The sequence below is a fragment of the Sinorhizobium chiapasense genome, assembly GCF_036488675.1.
Lineage (GTDB): Bacteria > Pseudomonadota > Alphaproteobacteria > Rhizobiales > Rhizobiaceae > Sinorhizobium > Sinorhizobium chiapasense.
Genome location: NZ_CP133152.1, coordinates 256,920 through 279,690, shown reverse-complemented (window position 1 = coordinate 279,690; position 22,771 = coordinate 256,920). Strand labels below are relative to the sequence as shown.

Annotated in this window: 23 protein-coding genes; 10 read left to right on the top strand and 13 right to left on the bottom strand. The window is 62.8% G+C overall.

Going from position 1 to position 22,771, the window contains the following annotated elements:
* Positions 1-23 precede the first annotated feature (23 nt).
* Both RB548_RS25995 and glgX read right to left on the bottom strand, forming a co-directional pair.
* The gene (locus RB548_RS25995; protein WP_331376644.1) at positions 24-1,073 is read right to left on the bottom strand and encodes a DNA topoisomerase IB; all 1,050 of its coding nucleotides are present in this window, start codon (positions 1,071-1,073) and stop codon (positions 24-26) included.
* Positions 1,057-3,186, bottom strand: a complete 2,130-nt coding sequence (gene glgX / locus RB548_RS25990; RefSeq protein WP_331376643.1) for a glycogen debranching protein GlgX — start codon at positions 3,184-3,186, stop codon at positions 1,057-1,059. The genes RB548_RS25995 and glgX overlap by 17 nt, the downstream gene beginning before the upstream one ends.
* A gap of 158 nt (positions 3,187-3,344) precedes the next feature.
* Between glgX and treZ the strand changes: the two genes are divergently transcribed.
* Entirely contained in the window at positions 3,345-5,153 is a 1,809-nt protein-coding gene (gene treZ / locus RB548_RS25985; RefSeq protein ID WP_331376642.1) for a malto-oligosyltrehalose trehalohydrolase, read from the top strand.
* 111 nt (positions 5,154-5,264) lie between these two features.
* Entirely contained in the window at positions 5,265-5,936 is a 672-nt protein-coding gene (locus RB548_RS25980) for a UdgX family uracil-DNA binding protein (protein ID WP_331376641.1), read from the top strand.
* Here RB548_RS25980 and RB548_RS25975 read toward each other — a convergent pair.
* Entirely contained in the window at positions 5,931-6,665 is a 735-nt protein-coding gene (locus RB548_RS25975; protein ID WP_331376640.1) for a glutathione S-transferase, read from the bottom strand. The genes RB548_RS25980 and RB548_RS25975 overlap by 6 nt on opposite strands.
* A gap of 11 nt (positions 6,666-6,676) precedes the next feature.
* Positions 6,677-6,970, bottom strand: a complete 294-nt coding sequence (locus RB548_RS25970; protein WP_331376639.1) for a DUF3175 domain-containing protein — start codon at positions 6,968-6,970, stop codon at positions 6,677-6,679.
* 65 nt (positions 6,971-7,035) lie between these two features.
* On the opposite strand from RB548_RS25970, the gene RB548_RS25965 reads away from it, so the two are divergent.
* Positions 7,036-7,542, top strand: coding sequence for a cupin domain-containing protein (locus tag RB548_RS25965; RefSeq protein WP_331376638.1), 507 nt, complete (start codon positions 7,036-7,038; stop codon positions 7,540-7,542).
* A gap of 283 nt (positions 7,543-7,825) precedes the next feature.
* Here the strand turns inward: RB548_RS25965 and RB548_RS25960 are convergent, their stop codons facing one another.
* Positions 7,826-8,041, bottom strand: a complete 216-nt coding sequence (locus tag RB548_RS25960) for a hypothetical protein (protein ID WP_331376637.1) — start codon at positions 8,039-8,041, stop codon at positions 7,826-7,828.
* A 144-nt stretch (positions 8,042-8,185) separates the two neighbouring features.
* On the opposite strand from RB548_RS25960, the gene RB548_RS25955 reads away from it, so the two are divergent.
* Positions 8,186-8,518: a hypothetical protein gene (locus tag RB548_RS25955; protein WP_331376636.1), complete on the top strand. Its 333-nt coding sequence runs from the start codon at positions 8,186-8,188 to the stop codon at positions 8,516-8,518.
* A gap of 98 nt (positions 8,519-8,616) precedes the next feature.
* Here RB548_RS25955 and RB548_RS25950 read toward each other — a convergent pair whose 3' ends face one another.
* From RB548_RS25950 to RB548_RS25940, 3 genes are all read right to left on the bottom strand, one after another.
* Positions 8,617-8,799: a hypothetical protein gene (locus RB548_RS25950; RefSeq protein ID WP_331376635.1), complete on the bottom strand. Its 183-nt coding sequence runs from the start codon at positions 8,797-8,799 to the stop codon at positions 8,617-8,619.
* Between the two features lie 108 nt (positions 8,800-8,907).
* The gene (locus RB548_RS25945) at positions 8,908-9,171 is read right to left on the bottom strand and encodes a hypothetical protein (RefSeq protein ID WP_331376634.1); all 264 of its coding nucleotides are present in this window, start codon (positions 9,169-9,171) and stop codon (positions 8,908-8,910) included.
* Between the two features lie 106 nt (positions 9,172-9,277).
* Positions 9,278-9,739, bottom strand: a complete 462-nt coding sequence (locus RB548_RS25940) for a YbhB/YbcL family Raf kinase inhibitor-like protein (RefSeq protein WP_331376633.1) — start codon at positions 9,737-9,739, stop codon at positions 9,278-9,280.
* A gap of 496 nt (positions 9,740-10,235) precedes the next feature.
* On the opposite strand from RB548_RS25940, the gene glgA reads away from it, so the two are divergent.
* Positions 10,236-11,690: a glycogen synthase GlgA gene (glgA, locus tag RB548_RS25935; protein WP_331376632.1), complete on the top strand. Its 1,455-nt coding sequence runs from the start codon at positions 10,236-10,238 to the stop codon at positions 11,688-11,690.
* Positions 11,691-11,999: 309 nt separating this feature from the next.
* Positions 12,000-12,914, top strand: coding sequence for a DMT family transporter (locus RB548_RS25930; protein ID WP_331376631.1), 915 nt, complete (start codon positions 12,000-12,002; stop codon positions 12,912-12,914).
* 153 nt (positions 12,915-13,067) lie between these two features.
* Here RB548_RS25930 and RB548_RS25925 read toward each other — a convergent pair whose 3' ends face one another.
* The gene (locus tag RB548_RS25925; protein ID WP_331376630.1) at positions 13,068-13,907 is read right to left on the bottom strand and encodes a fumarylacetoacetate hydrolase family protein; all 840 of its coding nucleotides are present in this window, start codon (positions 13,905-13,907) and stop codon (positions 13,068-13,070) included.
* Between the two features lie 268 nt (positions 13,908-14,175).
* Here RB548_RS25925 and RB548_RS25920 point away from each other — a divergent pair, with 268 nt between their 5' ends.
* Positions 14,176-14,955 (top strand): ABC transporter substrate-binding protein, encoded by a 780-nt coding sequence (locus RB548_RS25920; RefSeq protein ID WP_331376629.1) that lies wholly within the window; start codon positions 14,176-14,178, stop codon positions 14,953-14,955.
* A 264-nt stretch (positions 14,956-15,219) separates the two neighbouring features.
* Positions 15,220-15,969, top strand: a complete 750-nt coding sequence (locus RB548_RS25915; RefSeq protein ID WP_331376628.1) for an SDR family oxidoreductase — start codon at positions 15,220-15,222, stop codon at positions 15,967-15,969.
* A gap of 109 nt (positions 15,970-16,078) precedes the next feature.
* Here the strand turns inward: RB548_RS25915 and mmsB are convergent, their stop codons facing one another.
* The 4 genes from mmsB to RB548_RS25895 all read right to left on the bottom strand — a co-directional run bounded on the left by mmsB (position 16,079) and on the right by RB548_RS25895 (position 20,773).
* Positions 16,079-16,975 (bottom strand): 3-hydroxyisobutyrate dehydrogenase, encoded by an 897-nt coding sequence (mmsB, locus tag RB548_RS25910; protein ID WP_331376627.1) that lies wholly within the window; start codon positions 16,973-16,975, stop codon positions 16,079-16,081.
* 42 nt (positions 16,976-17,017) lie between these two features.
* Positions 17,018-18,079, bottom strand: coding sequence for an enoyl-CoA hydratase/isomerase family protein (locus RB548_RS25905; RefSeq protein WP_331376626.1), 1,062 nt, complete (start codon positions 18,077-18,079; stop codon positions 17,018-17,020).
* Positions 18,080-18,091: 12 nt separating this feature from the next.
* Entirely contained in the window at positions 18,092-19,234 is a 1,143-nt protein-coding gene (locus tag RB548_RS25900; RefSeq protein ID WP_331376625.1) for an isobutyryl-CoA dehydrogenase, read from the bottom strand.
* A 120-nt stretch (positions 19,235-19,354) separates the two neighbouring features.
* The gene (locus RB548_RS25895) at positions 19,355-20,773 is read right to left on the bottom strand and encodes a helix-turn-helix domain-containing protein (protein ID WP_331376624.1); all 1,419 of its coding nucleotides are present in this window, start codon (positions 20,771-20,773) and stop codon (positions 19,355-19,357) included.
* A gap of 159 nt (positions 20,774-20,932) precedes the next feature.
* On the opposite strand from RB548_RS25895, the gene RB548_RS25890 reads away from it, so the two are divergent.
* Both RB548_RS25890 and RB548_RS25885 read left to right on the top strand, forming a co-directional pair.
* Positions 20,933-22,465, top strand: a complete 1,533-nt coding sequence (locus RB548_RS25890; protein WP_331376623.1) for an acyl-CoA carboxylase subunit beta — start codon at positions 20,933-20,935, stop codon at positions 22,463-22,465.
* 11 nt (positions 22,466-22,476) lie between these two features.
* Positions 22,477-22,767, top strand: a complete 291-nt coding sequence (locus tag RB548_RS25885) for a hypothetical protein (RefSeq protein WP_331376622.1) — start codon at positions 22,477-22,479, stop codon at positions 22,765-22,767.
* The last annotated feature ends 4 nt before the right edge of the window (positions 22,768-22,771 follow it).

Sequence of the window (22,771 nt, the reverse complement as noted above, 5' to 3'; positions counted from 1 at the left end):
AGGAAGTCGGCCGGGCTTGTGGTTCAGTCTCTGTAGACTTTCCGACACGTCGATCGTTCCGCACGAGTCAGAAAATTCAGCATGCGCGCCTCCTCGGCGCGCAATTCGTTGTTCGCACGGCTGCGCGCCTTGAGCTTTTCGGCTGAAACCTGGCTGTCGCCGGCAAGCGCGATGATCTCAGGATGGATGTAGCTCTCGCGTGCGATCGCGGGCGTGTTGTGCAGGACGGATGCGGCGGCCTCGCTCATCTGCTTGACCGTTGGCCGTTCCCCTCTCTCGAGAGCGGCGCGCGCGACTGTAAATGCCGCGACGCTTCCCGCCCAGGTTCGAAAGGTTTTCGCGGAAATCGATGCGCCCGAAATCTCTGCGAGATAGCGATTGAGACGCCCCGAATCGATCTGCCGCAACGTGTTGGTCTCATCCTTCCAGACAAAAAGCTGCCGGCCAGGCAGGTCTGCAATCTCTTCGAGCAGCCGCTGCAATCTCGGATGGCGGAGCCTGCGCCGCACTCGCTTGCCGCCCTTGCCGGTGAAGCTCAGCCGGACGCAGCCATCCGAAAGCTTGAGATGGCGCTTGAGCAAGGTTGTCGCGCCATAGGTCGCATTGGCCTCTACATAGGCCGGGCTGCCGACGCGCAGGTGAGCTTCATCGAGGAGCGCCACCAGCGCCGCCAGAACGGTGCGGACGTCGTCTGGAGCACCCTGCATGTGGCGCCGCATCGTGCGGCGGATCCTCGGCAGCACCTTTCCGAAGGTCGGGAGCTGTCCGAATTTGTCGCCACTTCGCAGCGCCTGCCATTTCTCGTGATAGCGATATTGCTTTCGGCCGCGCGCGTCGTAGCCCGTCGCCTGGAGGTGACCGCTCTCATCCAGGCAGATCCAGACGTTCTCGTAGGCGGGCGGCAGGCCCAAGGACGATATGCGCGCCTTCGCCGCGGGGTCGGAAAGCACCGAACCGTCCGGCATACGATAGACGAAGCCTCGACCTTTGCGCTGGCGCCTGATTCCCGGTTCGGTGTCGCTCACGTAAACGAGCCCGTTTTCCTCGAGCGCGGGTTCACCGTTCCTGGCCATGGTCCGCGGGAATGAAGACGGTGACGCTTTGCCCTGCGACAAGCTCATGGTCTTGCGCTGCGCGAACAGGGCCGGGGTCGCCGCTTGCCGCATCAAAACCGGCCCCATCAAAACTGGCGGTATCGAGCACGCGCTGCCACCGCTCCGTTCCATTCACGTGCGGAAGCGTGATCTCGCGATCGGCGCCGGCGTTCAAAGCGACAAACATGCCATTCGCTGGCGCCGACTCCGCGACGCCGTTGCGGCTGACATAGACGCCGACGATACGCAGCGCGCCATCATGCCACGCTCCCTCGTCCATCGGACGGCCGTCGGCTGCGTACCAGGCAATTTCGAGGTGGCCGCCCTCGCCCGGTTCGCCGTTGAGGAAGCGCTCCTGGCGCAGGGACGGATTCTCCTTGCGGAACTCCACCATCTTTCGGCAGAAGGCTAGGAAGGTTTCGTCCCTGGAAGCCCAGTCGAGCCAGCCGATTTCGTTGTCCTCGCAATAGGCGTTGTTGTTGCCGCTCTGGCTGTTTCCGAATTCGTCGCCGCCAAGGATCATCGGCACCCCCTGACTGACCATCAGGGTGGCAAACATTGCGCGGCGACGGCGCGCGCGGGCATTCTTGACTCCCTCGTCGTCGGTGACACCTTCGACACCCATGTTGTCCGAATGGTTTTCGGGATGTCCGTCGCGATTGTCCTCGCCGTTCGCCTCGTTGTGCCTGTCGTTGTAGGAAACCGTGTCCATCAGCGTGAAGCCGTCATGCGCGCTGACAAGATTGATCGACGCGGTCGCACCCCGGTCGGAATGGTTGAACTGTACCGGCGAGCCCGCGATGCGCTCGGCGAGCACCGGCATAATACCTTCATCTCCCTTCCAGAACCGCCGGACGTCGTCCCGGAAGCGGTCGTTCCATTCGCGGAAGGGATGCGGGAAGCCGCCGAGCTGGTACCCGCCCGCGCCGATATCCCAAGGCTCCGCGACGAGCTTGACGCCGGCGAGGATCGGGTCCTGCCTGATCGCGTCGAAGAAGCCGCCGTCCCGGTCGAATTCCATGTCCTCGCGGCCGAGTGCGCTCGCGAGATCGAAGCGGAAGCCGTCGATATGCATCACCTGCACCCAATAGCGCAGGCTGTCGAGCACCATGCGCAGCACCACCGGATGGGCGACGTTGAGCGTGTTGCCGGTGCCGGTCATGTCGAAGGTATGGCGCGGATTTTCCGGAGATGGCCGGTAGTAGCTGAGGTTGTCGAGACCGCGAAAACTCAAGGTTGGCCCGTGCTCGGAGCCCTCGGCCGTGTGGTTGAAGACGACATCCATCAGGACTTCGATGCCGGCGGCATGAAACCGCTTCACCATCGTCTTGAACTCGGTGATCCGGTCGCCCTTCATGTAGCGCGCCTGGGGGGCGAAGAAGCCGAGCGTCTGATATCCCCAGTAGTTCCTGAGGCCGCGCTCAAGCAGATGCCGGTCGTCGAGGAAATATTGCACCGGCAGGAGTTCGATGGCCGTTACGCCGAGTTTGGTCAGATGTTCGATGATCGGATCGCTTGCCATGCCGAGGAATGTGCCGCGCAGGGCTTCCGGCACCGCCGGGTGCGTCATGGTCATGCCGCGAACATGGGTCTCGTAGATGATCGTGTCCGTCCAGGGGCGGCGGATCGCCTCCTCGCCTGCCCAGTCGAAAGCCGGATCCTGGATGACGCCCTTGACCATGAAGGGCGCGCTGTCGCGCTCATCGAAGGAAAGGTCGTTGCCGGTGCCGTCGATCGTGTATCCGAAAAGCGCATCGTCCCATACGAATGCGCCGGCGACCTGCTTGGCATAGGGGTCGAGCAGCAGTTTGTTCGGATTGAACCGGTGCCCGTTGTTCGGGTCGTAGGGGCCATGGGCGCGGTAGCCGTAGAGCGTCCCCGGCCCGATGCCTCCGATATAGCCCGACCAGACATCCCCCTCGCGCTTCGGAAGCGGCAGGCGCGCCGTTTCCCTGCTGCCATCTTCCGAGAACAGGCAAAGTTCGATCTTCTCCGCATGAGCCGAAAAAACCGCGAAGTGCGTACCCTCGCCGGTATATTCGGCGCCGAGTTCGGGTTTCAGAAAACTAAGTTCGGAGAAAGAAACGTTCATCGCCGTTACCATTCCCTCCCAGCCCGTTCGAAAGCGATGGTGCAACGCGGAAGAAAAGAAATTGTTCCTGGCGGACGCTTTTGCGGCGCTCGGAGGAATCCGGGGAACTTTCGCCGAAGCCGACCAGTTTCCTTTCAATCATCCGAGGACCAGAGCCGATGCAGCGACAGCAATCGCCCGGACTTTTCAGGAAAACGTGGGGAGCAAGTTTGATTTCGGCGGATGCCGCCTACTTCAGATTGTGGGCGCCCGACGAACGAGCCGTCCGCCTCGTCCACAACGCCGCCGCCCATGACATGCAGGCGCTCGACGACGGATGGTTCGAGCATTCGCTGAAAGCGCGTGCCGGTGACAGATACTGTTTTCAGCTGTCCGACGGATCACTTGTAGCCGACCCCGCATCCTCGGCCCAGCAGGATGGCCCCTCCGGTCCTTCGCTCCTCGTCGACCAGTCGGCATATCGTTGGGAGAACACGTCATGGCGCGGGCGGCCGTGGGAAGAGGCAATCATCTGCGAGCTGCATATCGGCACCTTCACGCCGGAGGGCACGTTCCGCGCGGCAAGCGAGCGCCTTGCCCATCTTGCCGATGCCGGCATCACCGCGATCGAGATCATGCCCATCGCCCAGGCTCCGGGCAGGCGCGGCTGGGGCTACGATGGCGTGCTCCACTTTGCGCCTCACTATGCCTATGGGACACCGGACGATCTCAAGGCCCTCGTCGATCGGGCTCATTCACTCGGGCTCATGGTTCTGCTCGATGTGGTCTACAATCACTTCGGCCCGGAAGAAAATGCCTTGCCCCGCTACGCGGCCGACTTCTTCAACAGGGATCGCGCGACTCCGTGGGGAGCCTCGATTGCCTTCGAGCAGGACCCCGTCCGGCGTTATTTCATCGAGAATGCGCTCTATTGGCTCGGCGATTTCCGCTTCGACGGGCTGCGCATCGACGCGACCGAGCAGATCAGAGATAGCCGCAAGCCGCACATCCTCGTCGAGATGGCGCGCGAGATACACGAGACATTTCCCGAGCGCCACGTCCATCTCGTCGTCGAAGACGCACACCGGCGCAGAAGCCTTGTCGGGCGAGGACCGGGAGGGGCTGCAGAGCTTTTCACCGCCGCATGGAATGATGATCTCCACAACGCGCTGCACGTCGTCGCGACGGGAGAGACAAAAGGCCACTATCAGCCCTTTGCCACGGATCCCTGGCGGAAAATTCGCGAGGCCATGGCCGAAGGCTTTGCTTTACCTGCCAAGGGAACGGAGATTTCGTCGCACTGGACAGGCGACCGGGTGCCGCCGCAGGCCCGTGTCAATTTTCTGCAGAACCATGATCAGATCGGAAACCGTGCCTTCGGCGAGCGCCTCGTCTCTCTCGTCGGAGCGGACATGATGCGGGTCCTGACCGCGACGCTGATGCTCGTTCCACAAGTTCCGCTGCTTTTCATGGGCGAGGAATATGGCGAGACCCAGCCGTTCTGCTTTTTCGCGGACTACGAGGGCGAGATCGCTGCGGCCATTCGCTCCGGACGGCGGGGGGAGGCCGAGAATTTCGGCGGCATGCCGCGCGGCAAGACCACGGCGGATTTGCCGGATCCGCTCGACCTGCGGACGTTCGCCGCATCGAAATTGCAATGGGATCGAGCGGAAAGTCCTGCGGGCAGGCGGCACCTCGCTCTCATCCGCGAGCTTGCCGATATCCGTCAGCGGCATATCGCGCCCCTGCTCAAGCAACCCGGCGTCCCTGGCAACCGTATACTTCCAACCGACGACGGGATCGTTGCGGTCGACTGGTTGTTCGGGAGCGCCGTTTTGGCCCTGCGGATCAATCTCACCGACGAAGCAAGGCCCGTTCCCCGTTTCAGCGGCGAGCCGATCTTCACGACCATGGCGCCCGGTGACTGCTCTCTCACAGCGGGTGAACTGCCGGGACCGGGCATCGTCGCCGCTGTCACACGGCGCTAGGGCTGGCTGTCCCCCCAGGTGACGGAACATGATTTTGATGTTGGGGTTAGAACGATGGCCTATCCAGGGCCACAGGCGTGCATGGAAGCGAGGAGCAAGGCTCGACAAGAAATGTCACAAGTAGCAGGAAAAACCGGTCCGGCCCTTGCCGGCGAGCATGCACAAGCGCGCTCTATCGCGGCCTTGCGGAAGCAAGCGGAAGGCTGCGAACGCTGCGACCTCTATAAAAACGCGACACAACTCGTCTTCGGCGAGGGCCCGGTCGACGCCCGCATCGTTCTCGTCGGCGAACAGCCCGGTGATCGAGAAGATCTGGCGGGACATCCGTTCGTCGGCCCGGCCGGCCGGGTCCTCGACGAATGCCTGCACGAGGCCGGTGTCGATCGCTCGAGCTGCTATCTCACCAATGCGGTCAAGCACTTCAAGTTCGAGCAGCGCGGCAAGCGGCGTTTGCATTCACGGCCCAATGCGGGCGAGATCCAGCGTTGCTCCTGGTGGTTGGGAGCCGAGCTCGAACAGCTTCGACCGGACCTCGTCGTTGCGCTCGGCGCTACCGCGGTGATGGCGCTACTCGGTCGGAGCGTTGGGGTTACGAAGAACCGCGGCCATTTGATCGACACTCCGGCAGGCTATCCCGTCCTTGTTACGATCCATCCGTCCTATCTCCTCAGAATCCGGGATGGAGGAGACGCGGCTACCCAGCGAGCGCGCTTCGTCGAGGATCTGGCGAAGGTCGCCGCCTATGAAGCTGATCAGGGTGCACGGAGGAAGCGCCGTCTATGAAGACCGATCAAGCTCCGGGTAGTGCCGAAAAATGCCGGCCTCGTTGAAGGAGAGCCGTCGATCGGATGCAAGATAGCTGCGAATATTCGGCCGCTTGGCGACCGCGTCGCGTAGCGCGATCAAACCGGGGATATTCGCTTCGTAGCTCCGCATCGCGTTTGGAAAGGCGTAGCGAAGCCCTTCGACGAGCTGGAAGAGCGAGAGATCGACATAGCTCAACCGGTCGCCGACGATCTGTCCCGCTCCCTTCGGATTCTGGCGAAGGACGCGCTCGAAATGGCCGAGGAACTTCGGCAGGCGCTCCGAGAGGAAATCGGACGACCTCCGCAACGCTTCCGGCTTCTGGTCCTCATAGTAGAGCGATACGCCGATCGGGTGGTGCGTGTCGTGGATCTCGGCGACGAAATCGGTGATCGTCAGTTGCAGGCCGTTGGCAACGAAGCGGAGGCCTTCCTCCTCGGGCGCCAGGCCGAGCTTCGGGCCGAGATAGAACAGGATATTGGCGACGTGGGAAATGACAAGGTCGCCGTCTTTCAGAAACGGCGGCGCAAAGGGAATCGTTGCTCCCTCGCCGTCTCTCAGCAGCTTCAGCATCGCCGCTGTACCCCGCTCTTGCCCGTCGGGCTCACGGGCGACGTCCACATAATCCGCTCCGGCCTCCTCGAGCGCGAGGCGAACGAATTCGCCGCGCCCGGGAATCCCGTCCCAGTAGTAAAGCTTGTACGGCATTGAACGATCCTTCACTTGGGCTGGCGCCCGAAATCTTTCCGCAACTCGACCTTCGCCTCTTCGAGGACGTGCCTCTGCTTCCGGCTCAAGCCCGCACCCGCCCTGTTAATATAGAACGTTAGCATCGACATGGCAGAGCGAAACGGGCTCGACTTTCGCCGATCGCTCGCCTCGGCCGACCGCTTCAGCGAATGCGCAATCTTCGCCGGGTCCTCAGACTTGAAGATGCCCTCCTCGAGATCGAGCGCGTCGCTGTTCTCGGTCACATCCTGCGACCATTTCGTCTTCTTGCTCCCTTTGCTCATAGCCGTTTCTCCTTGGTGACCTATCTCCAACGGGAGCGGGCGGAAATCGTTCCGGGAGAGAGCCGATGCACGTCGATGACCTGATGTTTGCCGAAAGCGAGGGCATACCGAACAATCCGCACCTGCCCGCCCTCATCTATCACGCCGCAGTTGACGTCAGCGGCGACGGTGCGACGCGCATCGAAGACAGGCTCCACGCCAATGGCTGGCGGGGCGTGTGGCGAGACGGCGTTTTCGACTTCCAGCACTATCATACCCGCGCCCACGAGGTCCTTGCCGTTGCGAGGGGCAAGGCACGCCTGCTGATCGGCGGACCGGCGGGCAAGGAGCTGGAGGTCATGGCGGGAGATGTCCTCGTGCTCCCCGCCGGCACTGGTCACTGTCGGATGGCCGCAAGTGCCGACTTCCTGGTCATCGGCGGCTATCCTCCCGGACAACACGCCGATATCCAGCGCGGGCCGGCGAGCAATGCCGATCGCCAGGCGATCGCCTCGGTGCCGCTGCCCCAACTCGATCCGGTCTTCGGCAACGATGGTCCGGTGGTGACACTCTGGCAGCGTGCGACACGTTGAATGGGATCAGATGTCGATCAGGCCAATTCCGAGATCGGGATGGTGCTTCCGCCGGATGCGCGGGCGTTTCGGACAGGGTCACTTCGAGGGCCGGTTTGACGATCCCTTCAAGAAAATGCCCGCCGCGCGTCGTCGCGAAGCCGCGGTGATCTTCTGTGCTGCGGCGAACTCCGAAATGGCGGTGAAGGCTTCCTCCCCGGGGTCGAGGACGAGGAGGAATATCTCCTCAGATGCCTCTGTTGAAAGAAGTCTCCACCTCATCGGCTGATCCACATCTGAGCGTTCAGCGCAGCCAGACCGGCAGATCCGAAGCCTGGGCGCATTCGCGGGCACGGTCTTTCAAGCCGAGCGTTTCCCATGCGAATTTCTGCGCGGCGATTTGGGCCATTTCCTTGGTCGGATAGCAGTCCGGCAGCAAATAGTCCCGGCCGCCGCACGAAAGCAACGCCCGGTGGCTCAAGAGATCGAAATGAAGCTGCAGGTTTTCTTCCGATTGCATCGAACCCTCCCTCGTTCGGCTTCAGCAAAAACGGTCGTTGCGGGCAGAAGTTCCAGCCACTCGGAGAAAAGTCCGCGGTCTCGAAAGTCCCTGCGGAACATACGCCGCGATCAGGAGTTTTGTGCCCTACGGGAGATCAAGCCAATGACCAAACGAGGAAATCCAGGATCGCGCGCGATCCATGCCCGCCCGCTCGACCATCCCGGCGTCGACGAACCGATCGATGCCTTGGGCGCGGGTTCTCGTAACAATCCCGGTCCAAGCGTCCGGCGCCAGCTCGATGAGTTGCGCGGGCGCATTGCCGAGCTCGAAACGGAGATCGATGCGATCGCGACAGAGGCCCATACGGCAGTCGGAACCGTTCCGGGCGCCGACAGGCTGGAGACGGCGAAGGACGTGGTTGCGGAGAAACGGGACGAAATCCAGCGTCTGAAAACGCGCCTGCAGGAAATCGAGCGATTGCTCGCCGTCGGGTAGCGCAAACGGCTGCATGCGGCCCCGATGCACGGATCGCGGACGCGATCCGGGGGGCTTGTTGCGCGTGCTAGAGTGCGTTCATTTGAAAGCACCGTGCCCTAGAACACAGTCATCCAAACCCCGCGCCAAAAGAGCGAGTCGCGATCTCGCAGGTTTTCCTCGTCGGTGCGCGCGCATTGCTTCCTGCGCGTTTCTTCGTGCTTGTCCTCTTGGTCTGTCACTTGCTTTTGACGCCGCTCGGTCCTGAACTTGTCAGCATCGGTCGCCTTGCTGATAGGCATCGGCAATTCCTTCCTTGCGATCAGGGAGAAACTGCCTGACGGCGCGACGGTTCCATGGTGGTGCGTGAGCAGGCCCGGCATCAGTCGGGAGCGGCTGACGCTGCGGCTTCAATGGCGATGGATGAACTTGCAGAAGCGACTGGTCTGGCCGTCTTCTGTCAGATCCTGGTGGAGAAAGGCCAGGTTGTTCTTTTCGAAAATCTCGAAGAACTCCTCCCACGAGATTTTCTCCAGCGTGTCCTCCGGCGTGCCGAAGTCGATGCGCAGCACACCGCCGTCTGTTGCGCCTTTGACGCGTGCCGGCTGGCCGTCACGGGCCTCGGCCCAGTTGCGGATGGTGTCGTGGTCGATCGTGGTGCTTGAGGCGCTCATTGGAAGCTCTCCCGCTGTGGCTTGTTTGCACCTCTAATCCATCGCGCCGGCGATTGTTCCGTACAGCTGCCGGACCGTTGCGGACGCTGGGCTTCCTGGGAACGAGCTACCGCCCGAAGGTGCCGACGATTGCGGCTTCCTCGATCAGGTGCTTGCGCACCCTCTTCCAGGCTTCCTCTGCCCCGACGTCTTCCGGAATCGAAAGATTGGCGGTATCAAGCGCGGCAAGGCGGAACCAATAGTGATGGACGCCGGTGCCGGCCGGCGGCTGCGGCCCGTCGTAGCGGGCGTTGCCGAAATCGTTCCTGATGAACTTGATACTGTGTTCCGGTCCCGTATCGACGGCTTGCGGCAAATCCGTCCAACTGCCGGGAATGTTGATGATCGCGCAGTGACGAAACATGCCTCGCGGCGCGTCCGGGTCCTCGACGATGAGGGCGAAGCTCTGCGTTCCCTCGGGCGTGCCTGTCCACTTCAGCGGCGGGAAGAGGTTATCGCCCAGTCGAGTATATTTTTGCGGGATGGGTTGCCCGTCGGCGAATGAGGGGCTGATCAAGCTGAAGGTCATCCACGTGTTCCTTTCTTGCTTCGCACCGAAAGGCTATGGCGCCACTCCACCTCGGACACTGTCGAAAAAAGGAGCCTCGTCGACACGAGGCTCATAAGACGAACCAGCATAGGAGAGACCGCCGAGGAGCCTTCAAGTCTGGGTCAAAGAACGCGCTCCGTGCGATCCACACATCAAACATTATTCGCGAAGGAATGTTCCACGGCCGCGAATAAATTTCGCTCCACCCGCCGCCGTACCTGAGACGGCACCCGCCTTCGCCTTGCCGCCGCCCGATTACGTCGGCAACGGCCAAGGACACCCCCTGCCGACGCCTCCCGACGATGCGCGGGGCCCCCGTACTCCGCCCATCGGCTTGCCTTGTTTTGGCCTGTGCATCTGCATTGCGAAATTCTCAACACGTGGCGGAACTTTGATGGCTTGATTGTGTTGAAGGAGGGCAGACTGCGGCTGCGCTTCACCCCCCGGCAATGACATGATCCCCGGAAAAAACGCGATGAACATTCTGTCCGTCACGGCTGAGATTTTCCCACTGGTAAAGACCGGCGGCCTCGCCGATGTCGCCGGCTCGCTGCCAAAGGCGCTGGCGGCCCACGGCATCCATACGCGCTCTCTGGTTCCCGGATACCCGAGCGTCATGCGGGCGCTCACGGGGGCGTCTCCGATCAAACAATATGATCGCCTGTTCGGCGAACCCGCCACTCTTGTCGCAGGACAGACCGACGGTCTGGATCTCCTGGTGCTCGACGCGCCCGGCTTCTTTGAGCGAGAGGGCGGTCCCTACACCGACAATCACGGCAAAGACTACCCGGACAACTGGAAGCGTTTCGCGGCCTTTTCTTTCGTCGCCGCGCAAGTCGCCGAGCACGGCGTGGGGGACTGGCGGCCAGATATCATCCATGCCCACGACTGGCATCCGGCACTCAGTCTGGTCTACCTCAAGTTCTCGCCCAATGCCGGGATTCCCCGTGTCTTGACCGTCCACAACCTCGCCTTCCAGGGCCAGTTTCCCGCCGTTCGCTTCACCGAACTGGGACTGCCGGACGGAGCCTATTCGATCGAGGGCCTCGAATATTACGGCGACCTTGGCTATCTGAAGGGTGGACTGCAGGCGGCCGACGCTATCACCGTGGTCAGTCCCACCTACGCGCGCGAGATCATGTCGCCGACCTTCGGCATGGGCCTCGAGGGCGTGATGAATGCGCGCCATGATGACGTTACCGGCATCGTCAATGGCATCGACACTGAGGTATGGAATCCTTCCTCGGACCCGAATATCGAACATCACTTCTCGACCCGCGCGCCGTTGCGCCGCATGCCGAACAGGCAGAAGCTGCTCGATCGTTTCGGCCTGTCGAACACATCCGGACCGGTTTTCGCGGCGGTCAACAGGCTGACCTGGCAGAAAGGCATGGATCTCCTGGCAGGTGTGGTCGACGAGATCGTCAAGGGGGGTGGCAAGCTGATCGTGCTCGGACAGGGCGAGGCCGCGATCGAGGATGCCTTCACCGAGGCCGCGCGGCGCTTCCCGCACAGCGTCAGCGTCGAGATCGGCTACGATGAGCCACTCGCCCATCAGATTCACGCCGGGGCGGACGCGATGCTCGTTCCCTCGCGCTTCGAACCGTGCGGTCTGACACAGCTCTACGCCCTGCGCTATGGCTGCGTGCCCATCGTCGCCCGCACCGGCGGATTGTCGGAGACGATCATCGACGCCAACGACGCCGCGCTACATGCGCAAGTGGCGACCGGCATACAATTTTCTCCCGTCGACGCGAACGAACTGAGGCTCGCCATACGCCGAGCCTTCAGGCTTTTCAGGCGCCGACGCGTCTGGGAAAGCCTGCGCAGACAGGGGATGAGGACGGATTGCTCCTGGCACCGCAGCGCCGCCCAATATGCGGAGCTCTACGGCAAGGTGCTGACCCCCGACATACGCTTGGCGGGATAAAGCAATTCCGAGGAAAGCTGTTCCCTCCGGAAAGGCATCCTTTCAAAGAGTTAGGCCCTCTTACTGTTTCAATGAGACAATGAAATGATTCAATCGACCGCCGTTATCCGCGGCTCCCATTCGCAACGCTGATGAGTTGATCAGAAAGGCAGCATGGATCGCGCTGGAGGAATGTGCCAATGGCAGGGTCCCTACTGCATGTTTCCTTAAATCATAGTCGATTTAAGGAAACATGCAGCAACTCAAAGTGCCACAGCGTCCTTGGCGCGTCTGATAAGACGCGCGGCGCGGTAGACAAAGGCCCGAGCCATGACCGCGGACGCTGCTACTCCCTCCTCCCTTTCTCACGCTTCCGGCACCGCCCGCACCGGCGTTCTGCTCATGCTTCTCGGCATGCTGATGTTCTCGCTGAACGACGTCATGGGCAAATGGCTGGTCGCGACCTATTCGGTCGGCCAGGTGGTGCTGATCCGCAGCCTGGCCGCCGCCGTCCTGCTCGCACCCTTCCTCTGGGCCGGCGGATTACGGAAACTTGTCGCGGTCGAACGGCCATGGCTTCAGCTTGCTCGCGTCGTCGCCTCGACGGCGGAGGTCGTCGCCTTCTATTTCGCCGTGGTCTATCTGCCGCTCGCCGACGTCATGACCTATTGGCTGGCAGCGCCGATCTACGTCGCGGCCGTCTCGCCGCTGGTCCTCAAGGAACATGTCGGCTGGCGGCGCTGGACCGCGATCGCCATCGGCTTCGTCGGCGTCGTCATCGCGCTCGAGCCATCCTCTGAGGCCTTCACCCTGCCGGCGCTGATCTCGCTCCTCGGCAGCATGTTCTTCGCCTTCATGATGATTTCCGGACGCTCGCTGCGTGGTACGCCGGATACGATACTGGCCTTTTGGCAGATCGTCGGGGCGACGGTCGCCGGCCTCGTCTGGGCGCCGCTGGACTGGACACCGCTGAAACCGCTCGACACGGCGCTGTTGGGTCTGCTTGGCGTCGTCGCCATGCTCGCGCACGTATTCGTCAACAGGGCGTTGAAGCTCGCCGAAACAGCGACGATCGCGCCTTTGCAATATACGCTGCTCTTCTGGGCGATCGTCTTCGGCTGGCTGATCTTCGGCGACACGCCGCGCCTGTCGATGATCCTCGGCGCCGGTCTCATCGTCGCCTCCGGCCTCTTCATCTTCTTCCGCGAGCAGCAACTCAAGCGGCAGGGGCGGCTGAAGGGCTAAAGCCGGCCGGAGCGCCCCACCAAGCTCCTGGAGGCGCTCCTCCTGCATGTCTCCTTAAATCGACCTCGATTTAAGGACAAAGACATGCAGCAATTCAAAGTGCTACAGCGTCCTTTGCGCGTCTGATAAGGCGCGCGGCGCTGTAGATCTGGTTCAGTCGTCCGCTACAACTCTCTGCTTCTGCGTGCCGAGACCTTCGATGCCAAGCTCGATCACGTCGCCGGCCTTCAGATATTGCGGCGGCTTGAAGCCCATGCCGACGCCGGGAGGGGTGCCGGTCGAGATGACATCACCCGGATGCAGGGTCATGAACTGCGAGAGGTAGCTCACGAGATGGGCGACGCCGTAGACCATGGTTTCGCTCGAACCGTCCTGCTTCGTCTCGCCGTTGACGGTCAGCCACATCTTCAGGTTTTGCGGATTGCCGATCTCGTCGCGGGTCACCAGCCATGGACCGATGGGGCCGAAGGAGTCGCAGGATTTTCCCTTGGTCCACTGGCCGGAGCGCTTCGTCTGGAAATCGCGCTCCGAGACGTCGTTGACGACGCAATAGCCGGCGACGTGATCGAGCGCTTGCGCCTCGGACACGTATTTCGCGGTCTTGCCGATAACCACTCCGAGCTCGACTTCCCAATCGGTGGCCACCGAACCGCGCGGAATGATCACATTGTCGTTCGCACCGACGATCGCCGAGGTCGCCTTCATGAACACGACCGGCTCCGGCGGAACCTCCAGACCGGACTCTGCGGCATGGTCCGCATAGTTGAGACCGATGCAGATGAACTTGCCGGTGCCGGTAACGCAGGCGCCAAGCCGAGGCACGCCCTCGACGACCGGCAGGCTTTCGATATCGAGCCCGCTCGCCCAGCCAAAATCCACGATCGCCGCGCCGCCGATATCGGCGATGACACCGGAGAGATCGCGAATCCTGCCCGCACCGTCAAGCACGCCCGGCTTCTCGGCTCCTACCGGTCCATAACGCAACAGCTTCATCCTACTCCTCCAAACCATCGAAAAAATCACTGCGACTGACAAATCAAACAGCGTCGCCGATGTAAAGCCGTTTCCGCCGCATCGGCGCGAAAACCGCGGCGACTGTCAATAGTGGTGGTCTGCCGTCCTCCTGTTCCCGAGGCGGACGGTTATCAGATAAATTGAAATAATATCGACTATCGCGCCTATCTATTTCGCTTATGCCGCATATGACCATAGAGTTCGGCCGAAGCCCCGACAAAGGGGCGAATTCCAAGGGGAACGGACAATGAAAAACCGGATTCTGACATTGGCGCTCATCTGCGCCGGGCTGCTCTCGTCGACGGCACAGGCAGCCGAGAAACTGAAGATCGGCACTGAGGGCGCCTATCCGCCCTTCAATTTCGTCGATTCCACCGGAAAGGTCGGCGGCTTCGACGTCGAAATCGGCCTTGCGCTGTGCGAACGCATGAAGGTCGAATGCGAGGTCGTCGCCCAGGATTGGGACGGCATCATTCCGGGCCTGCTCGCCAAGAAATACGACATGATTATCGCCTCGATGTTCATCACCGAGGAGCGCAAGAAGCAGGTGGCATTCACCGACCCGTATTATCTCGCTGCAATGACCCATGTGGCCCCGAAGGGAGCGGGGCTCACCGAGTTCAGCAATGAAGCGCTCAAGGGCAAGGTAATCGGCGCGCAGTCCGGCACGACCCAGGCCGACTATATTGCCGCCGTCTATCCCGATGCGGAGATCAAGCTCTATCCGACCCAGGACGAGGCCAATCTCGACATGGTCAACGGGCGCCTCGACCTGCAGGTCGGCGACATGCTGCCGATGCTCGATTGGGTCACCAAGAACGACGACGGCAAAGGCTGCTGCGAGCTTATCGGCGAGCCGATCACCGACAAGAAGTTCGTCGGCGACGGCGTCGGCATCGCTGTCCGGCAGGAGGACAACGACCTGCGCGAGAAGCTGAACAAGGCGCTCGAAGAAATCCGCGCCGATGGCACCTATCAGAAGATCAACGACAAGTACTTCACCATCGACGTCTATACGATGAAGTGATCAGCCAGCAGGCTGTCGGAGGCCGGTCGCCGCAGCCGCGGTGGCCGGCCTTTCCATTTCCAGCAGGCCGGGAACGGCTGGCACCACGATCGCCGATCGCTTGCCGATAGCCGACATTGCGGTAAATCTCTGCGAACGATCTACCGCGCCGCGCGTCTTATCAGGCGCGCAAAGAACGCTGTAGCACTTTGAATTGCTACATGTTTTTATCCTTGAATCGGCTACGGTTTAGGGAAACATGCAGCAGCGACGAGCGAGGACGCCATGTTTGATCTCAACGGCAAGACCGCACTGGTGACCGGCGGCGGGCGCGGGCTCGGCCTTGAAATGGCGAAGGCTCTTGCACGAGCCGGCGCCTGGACCGTGATCAACGGCCGCAATCTCGACACCCTCGAGGAGACGAGAGCCCGGCTTGCCGATGACGGCGTCACCGTCGCGGTGGCGCCGGGCGACATTACGCGCGATGTCGAAGCCATTCTGGTGGATGCCACGGCCAAGACCGGGGCGCTCGATATCCTGATACACGCCGTCGGCGAGCGGGATCGCCGCAGTACGGAAGCAATGGAGCCGTCCGAGTTCGCAGCACTCCTCAATACCGATCTCACGGCGGCTTACGCCATGGCGAAGGCGGCATTGCCTTATCTTAAACAGTCCGCCGCCGGCCGGCTGATCTTCGTCACCTCGATCGCCGCCTTCGCCGCGCGCGCCGGCGATCCTGCCTATACGGCGGCCAAAGGCGGGCTTTCGGCGCTGACTCGCTCGCTCGCCGTCGAACTCGGCGCCGACAACCTGACCGTCAACGCCATTGCGCCGGGCTGGTTCGCGACCGAGACCAATGCACATCTTGCAGCCGATCCTGCGCTCAAGGCGTTCGTCGATGTCCGCATTCCGCTGAAGCGCTGGGGGCGGCCGGAAGAAATCGCGCCGGCCGCCGTCTTCCTCGCCTCGCCGGCGGCAAGCTTCGTCAACGGCATCACGCTGACGGTCGATGGCGGCATGACCGTGCAGATGTGATAGCCGATCAGAGCGGGAGCCGGATCTGCCTGGATCGTTGCGGCGCATCTCCGCGTGCGCAAGGAGGCACCCCCCTCTGCAGGGCAGGGGGGTATCAACGCCCTACATCCTACCCTGCCTTGACCTCTTCTGTGCCGCGCAGCATGCGGATCAGCGCGGAGAAGTCCTCGCCGCCGTGGCCGAGTTTTTCGAACAGGCTGTAGAGTTGCGCCGCCTGCGCCCCCATCGGAGTTGCCGCGCCGCTGGCGCTTGCGGCCTGCTGGGAAAGCTTCAGGTCCTTCAGCATCAGGCTCGCGGTAAAGCCGGGCTTGTAGTCGTTGTTCGCCGGCGAGGCCGGAACCGGGCCGGGAACCGGGCAATAGGTGGTCAGCGACCAGCATTGGCCGGACGAGGTGGAGGCGACGTCGAAGAGCGCCTGATGCGACAGGCCCAGCCGCTCGGCCAGCACGAAAGCCTCGCAAACGCCGGCCATCGAAATTCCGAGGATCATATTGTTGCAGATCTTCGCCGCCTGCCCGGCGCCGACATCGCCGCAATGGACGATCTTTTTGCCCATTGCCTCGAGCAGATGCTTGCCACGGGAAAACGCGCCGTCACTGCCGCCGACCATGAAGGTCAGCGTGCCGGCCGCGGCTCCCGCCGTGCCGCCGGAGACCGGGGCGTCGAGCGAGGGGCAGCCGGCCTTGTCGGCAAAGCCGTGCACCTTGCGCGCGCTTTCGACATCGATCGTCGAGCTGTCGATGATGAGCGTTCCCGGGTCGACGAAACCGAGCAGTTCGTCCCAGACATAAAGGACATGTGCGCTCGCCGGCAGCATGGTGATGACACATTCCGCCTCGCGCACGGCCTGCGCGATCGAGCCGGCGACCGAAACGCCGGTCTTCGCCGCGGCATTGCGGGACGCTTCCGACAGGTCGAAGCCGGTGACGGCGTGACCCGCCTTCACCAGATTGGCGGCCATCGGGCCGCCCATGTTGCCAAGCCCGATAAAGGCGATCTTCGTCATGTGCCTCTCCTCCTGCACCTGCATGTTTCCGTTCGACGGTCTTCACCCAAAGAGCGGCGGACCGTCGTGTCTCTCGAACCGCGCGAGCGCCTGCGGCGTCACCTCAGCGAGCCCGACGGACCATTTCGGATTGCGGTCCTTGTCGATCACCGCAGCCCGCACGCCTTCGTAGAAATCCGGATTGGAGAGCATGCCGATAGTCGCGGCATATTCCCGCTCCAGGCACTCGTTGAGCGAGGCGCTCGCGCGCCCCGCCCGCAGCAGCGAGAGCGTCAACTTCAGGCTGATGGCCGAGCGCGTTCGCAGCATTTGCAGCGTCTCGAAAGCAAAATCCGAACCATCGCGTTCGAGAGCATCCAGAATTTCTTCAACGCTGTCGAAGGCAAAACAGCGGTCGATCAGCGAAAACTGGTCGTGCAACGGCGACGCGGGCGGCTCGCTGGAAACGCTCTGGATCGCGGCAGTAACATCGTTCGCCTTCGCCGAATCCGGAAGCGCCACGAGCGCGGTGATCAGGTCGCCGATCCTGTCGCTCGGAACAAAACTGTCGGCGAGCCGCGCATGGATCGCATTCGCGGCGCCGATGTCGCGGCCGGTGAGCCCGATGTAGGTGCCGAACTCGCCGGGGGCGCGCGGCAGAAGCCAGGTCGCGCCGACATCCGTGAAATAGCCGATTCCCGTCTCCGGCATGGCAAGCCGCGTCCTCTCCGTGACGACCCTATGACTGCCATGGGCAGAAACACCGACCCCGCCGCCCATGACGATGCCATCCATGACGGCAATATAGGGCTTGGAATAGGCGGAAATTCGGCTGTTGACGATGAATTCCTCGCGCCAGAATTGCGCGCCTTCCTCCGGCCGCTCCCGGCCGCTCTCGTAGATCATGCGTATGTCGCCGCCGGCGCAAAGCCCACGTTCGCCTTCGCCGGTGACGAGCACGGCCGCAACCGCCGAATCGCGCTCGAAATCGGTCAGTGCCGCGGCGATCATGCGGATCATCGGCAGGTTGAGGCTGTTCAGCGCACGCGGCCGGTTGAGCCGGAGCCTGCCGATTGCGCCCTGGCGTTCGACGACGACTTCCGGTTGAGCGGACTGCATCTCCATGAAATCTCCTTCCTATTTCCGTCCCATGATCGCGCGGGAAACGATCAGTCGCATGATCTCGTTGGTGCCCTCGAGTATCTGGTGCACCCGCAAGTCGCGGACAATCTTCTCGACGCCGTAATCGGCGAGATAGCCGTAGCCGCCATGGAGTTGCAGCGCGTCGTTTGCGACTGCGAAGCAGCGGTCGGTGACGAAGCGCTTGGCCATGGCGCAAAGCTTGGTCGCGTCCGGATCGCCGGCATCGAGCGCGGCCGCCGCCCGCCAGAGGAAAGTGCGGGCAATCTCAAGATCGGTCGCCATGTCGGCTAGGCGAAACTGCAGCGCCTGGAATTCACCGATCGCCTTGCCAAAGGCGCGCCGCTCGTGGACATAGGCGAGCGCCTTGTCAAAGGCGGCCTGCGCACCGCCGAGCGAGGCAGCGGCGATGTTCAGCCGGCCGCCGTCGAGGCCGGCCATGGCGATCCGGAAACCCTCGCCCTCCGCGCCCAGCCGGTTTGCAGCGGGAACGCGGACATTGTCGAGCATCACCGCGCGGGTCGGCTGGGCATGCCAGCCCATCTTCTTCTCGTTGGCGCCAAAAGTCAGACCCGGCGCCTCCTTCTCGACGACAAATGCCGAAATGCCCTTCGGCCCCTCGTCGCCCGTGCGAGCCATGACGATGTAGAGACCGGATTCGCCGGCGCCGGAGATGAACTGTTTCTGCCCGGTCAGCACATAGCTGTCGCCCTCGCGCACCGCCCTGGTTTTCAGCGCCGCCGCATCCGAGCCGGAACCCGGTTCGGTCAGGCAATAGCTCGCCAGCGTCTCCATGGTGAGAAGTTGCGGCAACAGCCGCTGGCGCTGTTCGTCCGCGCCATAGCGGTCGATCATGCCGGCGCACATGTTGTGGATCGACACGAAGGAGGCGACAGCCGGGCAGCCGGTCGCCAACGCCTCGATGATCATCGCCGCGTCCAGACGGGTGAGCCCTGTGCCGCCGACGTCGTCGCGGACATAGATGCCGGCCATGCCGAGCGCCGCCGCGGCGCGTAGCGTCTCCACCGGAAAATGCTTTTGCTGGTCCCAGTCGATGGCGCTGGGCGCGAGTTCGTCCCGGGCGAAATCGAGCGCCATCGCGCGGATGGCTTCCTGCTCCTCTGACAGGCGAAAATCCATATGCATGTCCTCCCTGACCCGCATACTGACAATGTGGCGCTGTAGTTACACCAAATTTCGCACAGGCACAGACGCAAATTCTCACAGAGTCTGTTCAAAAACGAACAGAGCCGGCCGCATTTAACTCTCGCTTAGACGATACGGCAGAGAGCCGCGCATGTCATGGTCGACGATCAGCTTGCGTTTCAGCGGCGGCACGGCGCGGCTGGCGCATTTGGTGCGCTCGCAGATACGACAGGAGATGCCGATCGGGTCGAAGGCGGTGCGGTTGCCGAGGTCCATGTCATCGGCATAAACGAAGGCGTCGGCATAGGAGATCTCGCAACCGAGCGCCAAGGCGTAGCGCGGATGGTTGGCGCGGTAACCGCCGCCGCCCTTGGTGATCTGGGTGGCGAGGCAGAGATAGCGCACGCCGTCCGGCGTTTCAGCGAGCTGGCGGATGATGCGGCCGGGCGTTTCGAAAGCCTGATGCACGTTCCAGAGCGGACAGGCCGCCCCGAAGCGGGCAAACTGCAGCTTGGCGGCGCTGTGGCGCTTGGTGATGTTTCCGGCGCGGTCGATGCGCGCGAAGAAGATCGGAATCCCTTTCTGCCCGGGGCGCTGCAGGGTCGAGAGCCGATGGCAGACCTGCTCCAGCGAGGCCCCGAAACGGGCAGCAAGCAACTCGATATCGTGCCGCAATTCACGCGCCGCTTTGAGGAAAGACTGGTACGGCAGGATCAGGGCGCCGGCGAAATAGTTCTGCAAGCCGAGCCTGCAGATTTCGACTGCCTCCTCGGTGCGGAACCCGGCGCTGCCGACGATCCGGTCGATCTCCTCGCGGGCATGGAACTGCGCGATCTGCAGCGCCAGTTGGAAATCGCGCGTGGGCGCCGGCGCGTACGGGTTCAGCGTCAGGACGCGGGCACGCGGATCGAAGCGGCGGATCGCCTCGTCGCCGGCGACGCCGCGCACGACGCGCACGCCATGGCGCTGCTCGAGATGGGCCGCGAGCGCCGTATGATTATCCCCTTCCCCGAGGCCGAGATCGGCGGCGAGCGTTTCGGCGAGCGTGTCGATCTCGTGGATGTAATTGTCGACGAAGTGGAAGAAGTCGCGCACCTCCTCGTAAGGGGTCGTCTCGACGAAGGAGGCGCCGCGGCCGATTGTGTCGTCGATGCTGGCAAGCTGCTCGCTGTTGCGCCTGTAGGCCTGATGGCAGGTGATCAGCGCATGCGCCAGGCCCGGCGCATTCTGGGCGACGAGTTTGAGTTCCTGGAGGCTCGGCGAATAGGTTTCGAACAGCGGATCGTTCAGCGCCTCCGACAGGGCCGACAGGAGCCGGTCACCCTCGCCTGCCGAGAGTTCCGCGATATCGATCTGGAACTTCTCCGCAAGCGCGAGCAGCACCGCCGCCGAAACCGGCCGCTGGTTGTTTTCGATCTGGTTGAGGTAGCTCGTCGAAATGCCGATGCGCTCGGCGAACTGCCCCTGTGTCGCCCGGTTTGCTTCCCGGAGTTCGCGGACCTTGCGGCCGATATAGAGCTTGCCGATCGCCATGTTCGCAACTTCGCAATTTACGTTTCACATATTTCTATATTCCACATTCGCACATGATCGGCCGTTTTGCCATCCGATCTTCGACGCTATTGCGAAGCCTGGAACGCCTCTGCACAATCGAGAAAAATCTCGGCGAGAAAGAATTTCGGGAGGAGACACATGCGCGCGATACTGGAACAGGTGGAGGCCCGCCGCGCACAGGCGCGGGCCGGCGGCGGCGAGCGCCGCGTCGAGGCGCAGCACGGCAAGGGCAAGCTGACGGCGCGCGAGCGCATCGACGTACTGCTCGACGAAGGCTCCTTCGAAGAATACGACATGTATGTGACGCATCGCTGCGTCGACTTCGGCATGGCCGAGCAAAAGATTGCCGGCGATGGCGTCGTCACCGGCTGGGGCACGATCAACGGCCGACAGGTCTATGTCTTTTCCCAGGATTTCACCGTGCTCGGCGGCTCGCTCTCCGAGACCCATGCGGAAAAGATCTGCAAGATCATGGACATGGCCGCCCGCAACGGCGCGCCGGTGATCGGCCTCAACGATTCCGGCGGCGCCCGCATCCAGGAGGGCGTGGCGTCGCTCGCTGGCTATGCCGAGGTCTTCCGTCGCAACGCGGAAGTCTCGGGCGTCATCCCGCAGATCTCGGTAATCATGGGGCCATGCGCCGGCGGCGCGGTCTATTCGCCGGCGATGACCGATTTCATCTTCATGGTGCGCGACAGTTCCTACATGTTCGTCACCGGCCCCGACGTGGTGAAGACGGTGACGAACGAGATCGTGACGGCGGAAGAGCTCGGCGGCGCTCGCACCCATACGACGAAATCCTCGGTCGCCGACGGCGCCTATGAAAACGATGTCGAGGCGCTGGAACATGTGCGCCTGCTCTTCGACTTCCTGCCGCTCAACAACCGCGAGAAACCGCCGGTCCGGCCCTTCTACGACGACCCGGCGCGCGTCGAGATGCGCCTCGACAGCCTGATCCCCGACAGCGCCGCCAAGCCCTACGACATGAAGGAGCTCATTCTGGCGCTTGCCGACGAAGGCGACTTCTTCGAGCTCCAGGCGAGCTTTGCCCGCAACATCGTCACCGGCTTCATCCGTCTCGAGGGCCAGACGGTTGGCGTGGTCGCCAACCAGCCGATGGTGCTCGCCGGCTGCCTCGACATCGACTCTTCGCGCAAGGCCGCTCGCTTCGTGCGCTTCTGCGACGCCTTCTCGATCCCGATCCTGACGCTCGTCGACGTGCCGGGCTTCCTGCCGGGCACGAGCCAGGAATATGGCGGCGTCATCAAGCATGGCGCCAAGCTGCTCTTCGCCTATAGCCAGGCGACGGTGCCGATGGTGACCCTTATCACCCGCAAGGCCTATGGCGGCGCCTATGACGTCATGGCGTCGAAGCACATCGGCGCCGACGTCAACTATGCCTGGCCGACGGCGGAAATCGCAGTCATGGGCGCCAAGGGCGCGACCGAAATCCTCTACCGCTCCGAGCTCAGCGATCCGGAAAAGATCGCCGCCCGCACGAAGGAATACGAGGAGCGCTTCGCCAACCCCTTCGTCGCCGCCGAGCGCGGCTTCATCGACGAGGTGATCATGCCGCACTCGTCGCGACGCCGCATCGCGCGCGCCTTCGCGTCGCTGCGCAACAAGCAGGTGGAAACGCGCTGGCGCAAGCACGACACAATTCCGTTGTGACGAGGCGCGCCATGAAATCGGAACCCGAACCCGTCATGAGGCCTGAGGCGGCACGCAGCGATCACTGGCAGATGCTGCGCTATTTGGCGACGAACGCCCTTTACGGCGTGCTGGTTGGCGCCGCGAGCGCGGGCGCACTGATCTGGCTCAACATCGGCGCGGTCGGCACCCATATCGCACGCTCGTCGAACCCGCTGCTTGCGGCGGCCATGGTGGTTGCCCCCTTCGCCCTCCTCTTCGGCGGCGCGGTTGCGGCCTCCTCCATCGCGCTTCTACCCTACCGGCGAAAGTTCAGGCGCTGACGCG